Source organism: Mesorhizobium sp. M7A.F.Ca.CA.003.01.2.1, assembly GCF_003998945.1.
Classification (GTDB): domain Bacteria; phylum Pseudomonadota; class Alphaproteobacteria; order Rhizobiales; family Rhizobiaceae; genus Mesorhizobium; species Mesorhizobium ciceri.
The window spans coordinates 1-5,717 of the sequence record NZ_RZRA01000297.1 but is presented as its reverse complement, the minus strand read 5'-3'; the positions used below and the strand labels follow the sequence as shown (position 1 = coordinate 5,717).

At 64.3% G+C, this 5,717-nt stretch carries 4 protein-coding genes; 3 read left to right on the top strand and 1 reads right to left on the bottom strand.

Going from position 1 to position 5,717, the window contains the following annotated elements:
- Positions 1-124 precede the first annotated feature (124 nt).
- Entirely contained in the window at positions 125-715 is a 591-nt protein-coding gene (locus tag EN969_RS14145; protein ID WP_013532873.1) for a TetR/AcrR family transcriptional regulator, read from the bottom strand.
- Between the two features lie 241 nt (positions 716-956).
- Between EN969_RS14145 and EN969_RS14140 the strand changes: the two genes are divergently transcribed.
- From EN969_RS14140 to EN969_RS14130, 3 genes are read left to right on the top strand one after another with little or no spacing between them, the layout of a single operon-like run.
- Positions 957-1,211: a hypothetical protein gene (locus tag EN969_RS14140; protein WP_024502614.1), complete on the top strand. Its 255-nt coding sequence runs from the start codon at positions 957-959 to the stop codon at positions 1,209-1,211.
- Positions 1,205-4,381 (top strand): multidrug efflux RND transporter permease subunit, encoded by a 3,177-nt coding sequence (locus EN969_RS14135; protein ID WP_024502613.1) that lies wholly within the window; start codon positions 1,205-1,207, stop codon positions 4,379-4,381. Before EN969_RS14140 ends, EN969_RS14135 begins: the two co-directional genes overlap by 7 nt.
- Positions 4,382-4,396: 15 nt before the next feature.
- Positions 4,397-5,548: an efflux RND transporter periplasmic adaptor subunit gene (locus EN969_RS14130; RefSeq protein ID WP_013532876.1), complete on the top strand. Its 1,152-nt coding sequence runs from the start codon at positions 4,397-4,399 to the stop codon at positions 5,546-5,548.
- The last annotated feature ends 169 nt before the right edge of the window (positions 5,549-5,717 follow it).

The window sequence follows — 5,717 nt, the reverse complement described above, 5'->3', positions numbered from 1 at the left end:
CTGCCACCTCCTCCCGGCAGCGGGCTTTTTTCGTTTGGCCGCCGGAGTTTCCATACCGCCTGGGTCAACGGCGTACGCGGCCCTCCGTCATAGAGCCGTAACCCGCCAACAATCGTGGCGAATCTCAACCGGCGGCAGCGCCCCGGAACGAAACGATCAGCCCTTCGGCCATGCGCACGAACTGGGTGCTCGGACCTTCGGTACCCACGGTCTGCACGCTGACACGCGCGCCCTCGAACAACAGCGACAGCGTATCGGCGAGCAGTTCGGCCTGACCAATGCCGGCATCCCGACATAGCGTCACAAGGCGCGCGCGCTGGGCTTCCTTGAGCTCCTTGATCACCAGCCTGGCCGGATGGTCCGGCTCGGTCAGCTCAGCGGCGGCGTTGGCCATGTCGCAGCCGCGGCCGTCCGCATTGAGCATGGCAGCCGCCTTGCGAACCCAGGCATGCAGTTGGGCAAGCTTGTCACCAGGGAATTCGGCCTCGAATGCTTCCCACATAGCGCCGGCCTTGGCCGCATTGGCGCGCAGGCATTCGACGATCAGTTCGTCCTTGGATTCGAAGTGACGATAGAGCGTCATCTTGTTCGTGCCGGCAGCTTCGGTGATGGCGTCGACGCCGACGCCCTTGATGCCATGCTTGTGGAACATGTCGCGTGCCGTCTCCAGGATCCGATCCCGGGGACGAGAGCGCTCCACGATGCCGTCTGCCATCATGATCTCCTTTCGTTTCCAAAAAACCCTCGGCCACCTCTTGACTAGGGTGTTACCGGTCTGTAACTTCCAGAATGTTACTTACTGGTAACACCTATATCGTCCACCGTCAATAACAAGGCCGTGAACGGCCCTGCCAGACGAGAGGGGCGAGAAACTGCCAATCATGCGGCCTCGGCCGGTGAAGAGATGAAAACGGTTCGCGAGCACGGGCTGCGAATCGACAGACAAGGAGCCGGCCATGCCACAGCGCCGCGATCTTACCATAGATGAAGCCGTCCGGGATCCGATGATCCGGCTGGTCATGAAAGCCGATGGCGTCGACCCGCGCGCCTTCGAGACGATGTTGCGCTCGCTCGCCGATACGCAGCGTGGCGAGGTGCCGTTGCTGCGTTCGCGGGACGGCCTCGGTGACAAGCGCGGCCAAAGGCTGTCCAGGGTTGCCAGCGCCTTCGGGCGGGCAACAGCAGCCGGAGAGGCGTGCGTGTCGTGGTAAACTTTTTCATTCACCGTCCGATCTTCGCCTCGGCGATCGCCATCATCATGGTGCTCGCCGGGTCGATTTGTTATTTCCTGCTGCCCGTCTCGCAGTTTCCCGACATCACGCCGCCGCAGGTCGTGGTCAGCGCCCATTATCCGGGCGCCAGCGCACAAGTGGTGGCCGACACGGTGACGACGCCGCTGGAGCAGCAGATCAACGGCGTGCAGGGCATGACCTACATGTCGTCGACGAGTTCCAATGACGGCTCCTCGACCATCACCATCACCTTCGATGTCGGCTATTCGCTGAGCACCGCCGCCGTCGACGTGCAGAACCGCGTCTCGCAGGCCGCCTCGTCGCTGCCGGCGATCGTCAACCAGGGCGGCGTGACGATCAAGAAGCAGAATCCGAACTTCGTCCTGATCGTCAACCTGACTTCGCCCGACAGTTCGGTCGATCCGGTGGCGCTGAGCAACCTTGCCTATCTGCAGGTGGTCGACCCGCTGAAGCGGCTGCCCGGCGTCGGCGACGTGCAGATCTTCGGCGAGCGGCGCTATTCGATGCGCGTCTGGCTCGATCCCGACAAGCTCGCCAATCTCGGCATCACCGCCGTCGATGTGCAAAACGCCATCGCCGAACAGAACGTCCAGGTGGCGGCCGGCAAGATCGGCCAGTCGCCGGCACCCGCCGGCACCGCCTTCGAGATGCAGGTCAACGCCGTCGGCCGCTTGAGCGATCCCAAGGAATTCGGCGACATCGTCGTGCGCGCCAACACCGATACCGGCTCGCTGGTCAGGCTGCGCGACGTCGCCCGCATCGAACTCGGCGCGCTGCAATATTCGTCGTCTGCCTTCTTCGGTAAAGACCCGACCGTGGTGCTTGCCGTTTACCAGATGCCCGGCTCCAACGCGCTCGATCTGCAGCAGCGCGTCAAGGACAAGATGCAGGAGCTGTCGGGCCGTTTCCCGAAGGGCGTGTCCTATGCGATGCACTACGACACCACCCGTTTCGTCTCGGCGTCGATGCATGACGTGCTGATCACGCTCGGCGAAGCGCTGGTGCTGGTCGTCGCCGTGGTGTTCCTCTTCCTGCAAAGCTGGCGCACGACGATCATCCCGACCATCGCCATTCCGGTGTCGCTGGTGGCGACGCTGGTCGTCATGGAGATGCTCGGCTTCTCGCTCAACATGCTCTCCCTGCTCGGCATGGTGCTGGCGATCGGCCTCGTCGTCGACGACGCCATCGTCGTGGTCGAGAATGTCGAACGACAGCTGGAGGCCGGGCTCAAACCGCTTGCGGCGACCAAGGCCGCAATGACCGAGGTCACCGGCCCGATCATCGCCACCACCGCGGTGCTGATGGCGGTGTTCGTGCCGGTCGCCTTCATTCCCGGCGTCTCCGGCAAGCTCTACAACCAGTTCGCACTGACGGTGGCGATCTCCGTCGGCATCTCCGCCTTCAACTCGCTGACGCTGAGCCCCGCGCTCAGTGCCGCCTTCCTGCGGCATCGCGGCGAAACGCAGTTCGCCCCGTTCCGCTGGTTCAACACCGGCTTCGACAGGCTGTCGCACGCCTATGCCAATGGTGTGCGCATCCTCATCCGTTTGCGCTGGATCATGCTCGGCCTGTTCGCGGCGGGGCTGGTCGCCACCTACTTCGTCTGGCAGCGCCTGCCCTCGACCTTCCTTCCGGTCGAGGACCAGGGCTATTTCTTCGTCGTCATCCAGTTGCCCGACGGCGCATCGCTGGAACGCACCGACGCGGTGGCGCAGAAGGCACGCGACATCCTGCAGGCGACGCCCGGCGTCGACATCGTCGGCTCGATCAGCGGCCTGAACTTCCTGACCAGTGCCGCGCAATCGAATTCGGCGGTCGAATTCGCCATCCTGAAGCCATGGGAGGAGCGGGGCCCCGACCAGAGCGCATCGAAGCTCGTCGCCGATGTGCGCGGCAAGCTGATGCAGATCCCGGAAGCCTTCGCGCTGAGCTTCGATCCGCCGTCGATCCCCGGTATCGGCACGACGGGCGGCTTCGAATTCGTCGTCGAGGATCTGACCGGCCGCGGCAGTTCAGCCCTCAACGATGCGACGCAAGCCGTGATCGCCGAGGCGCGCAAGCAGCCGGAAATCAACCCGCAGCAGCTGTTCTCGCCGTTCTCGACCTCGACGCCACAGTTCAACTACGACCTCGACCGCAGCAAGGCCAAACTGCTCGGCCTCAACCTGCCCGATGTCTTCAACACGCTGCAGATCTATCTCGGCTCGCTCTACGTCAACGACTTCAACCTGTTTGGCCGCACCTTCCGGGTGACCATCCAGGCCGACAAGGATGCACGTGCAGGTGCCGCCGACATTTCGCGGCTCTATGTGCGCAATGCCTCCGGCGGCATGGTGCCGCTCTCGACGCTGGGCAAACTCGTGCCCTTCGTCGGCCCGGAGACCGTGCCGCACTACAACAACAATGCCTCGGCCTCGATCAATGGCGGCGCCGCACCGGGCTTTTCCTCCGGCCAGGCGGTTGCCGCCATGGAACGGGCCGCTGCAACCGCGCTGCCAAGGGATTTCGGTTTCGAATGGACCGGCATCACCTTCCAGGAGCTCAAGGCAGGATCGATCGCGTCCGTCGTCTTCGGCCTCGCCATTGTCTTCGTCTTCCTGATCCTGGCGATGCAGTATGAGAGCTGGGCGATGCCGTTCATGGTGCTGTTGGCGGTGCCACTGGCCCTGTTCGGCGCCTTCGCAGCGTTGTTGCTGCGTGGCATGCAGATCGACGTCTACTCGCAGATCGGCTTCGTCATGCTGATCGGCCTGGCGGCCAAGAATGCGATCCTGATCGTCGAATTCGCAAGGCGACGGCGCGAGGAAGGCCTCAGCATCGTCGACGCGGCGATGGAGGCGGCACGGCTCAGGCTGCGGCCGATCCTGATGACGGCCTTCGCCTTCATCCTCGGCGTGCTGCCGCTGATGTTTGCGACCGGCGCCGGTGCGGCAAGCCGGCAGTCGATCGGCACCACCGTGTTCGGCGGCATGGTCGCGGCGACCATCCTGTCGCTGGTGTTCGTGCCGGTGTTCTACGCGGTCATCGAACAGCTGCGTGAACGCCGCGGCAAAGACGAGCCCACCTCTCAAGACAATGAACCAACTGCTGAGCACGCTTTACCGCCCCTGGCGGAAGCGGCCGAATAAGATTGGAGACTGATCATGCGTAAATGGAAAATCGCGTTGGGAACGGCTGTCGCGCTGGGTGCGATCTCGGTGGCCAGCGTCCACCTGCTCGATATGGGCAATCTCAGCCTCAATGCCGGCACGGCAGGTGCGGCGCCCGCCCCGGCGGCGTTCGTCATGCCGGTGCCGGTGGTCAGCGTCGTCAAGAAGACGATCCCGATCTACCTCGACTATGCCGCGCGGACAGAGCCGATCCGCAGCATCACCTTACAGGCGAGGATTCCCGGCTATCTGCAGGAGCAGACCGCAGCCGACGGCGTCGACGTCCGGCAAGGCGATCTTCTCTACAAGATCTCGCCTGACGACTTCCAGGCGGCGCTCGACCAGGCCAAGGCCCAAGTGCAGCGCGACACGGCGACGCTCGACTATGCCCGCTCGAATCTTGGTCGCGGCACCGAGCTCGCCAAGAGCGGCTACCTCGCCAAGGACGGCTTCGACCAGCGCACCAGCACCTTGCGCGAAGCGCAGGCATCGCTGGCGCTGAACCAGGCGGCGGTCCGCACGGCAGAGCTCAATCTGAGCTACGCTGAAATCCGGGCGCCGTTTGCCGGGCGCCTTGGCCGCAACCAGGCCTCGGTCGGAACGCTGGTCAGCGTCGCCGGCACCGTGCTCAACACGCTGGTGCAGCTCGACCCGATCTACGTCACCTTCAACCCGAGCGAGACGGATCTGACCGAGATCGAGCAAGCCCGTGCGAACGGCCCGATCGAAGTGGATGTCCTGCTCCCCGGCCAGACCGAGGCAAGCCAGAAGGGCGAGCTTACCTTCATCGACAATTCGGTCGACCGCTCGACCGGCACGATCACGGCGCGCGCGACGATCGGCAATGGCAAGTTCACGCTGCTGCCGGGCCAATATGTCCGTGTCCGGCTGCATGTGAGAGAGCAGGCCGATGCGCTGATGGTGCCACAGACGGCGCTGGGCTCAAGCCAGCTCGGCAAATATCTCTATGTCGTCGGCAAGGGCAATACGGTCGACCAGCGGCTGGTTTCGCTCGGACCGACGAGCGGCGATCAGGTCGCCATCCTCAGCGGCGTCGCCGAGGGCGACCAGGTGATTACGGGCAATCTGCAGAAGATCGGCCCCGGAGCGCCCGTATCGCCGATACCGGAAAAGCCGGCCACCTGAACACCCCCGTCAGGATCCGGCTTCAGCGCGGCGCCCCGGCCTTCCCACAGGTCGCGGGCGCCGCTCGACTGAGCAGTTCCACCAGACCGGCAACATCGGCCCGGTCGGCCTTGGCCGGCGGCATGAATGCACAATAGGGGTGCCCGAGGTGCACCGAGACGAGGAGAGC

What these genes read in the sequence shown, in the direction of transcription:
- EN969_RS14145 (WP_013532873.1), bottom strand. Translation starts at nt 715, where the DNA reads ATGGCAGACGGCATCGTGGAGCGCTCTCGTCCCCGGGATCGGATCCTG.
- EN969_RS14140 (WP_024502614.1), top strand. Translation starts at nt 957, where the DNA reads ATGCCACAGCGCCGCGATCTTACCATAGATGAAGCCGTCCGGGATCCG.
- EN969_RS14130 (WP_013532876.1), top strand. Translation starts at nt 4,397, where the DNA reads ATGCGTAAATGGAAAATCGCGTTGGGAACGGCTGTCGCGCTGGGTGCG.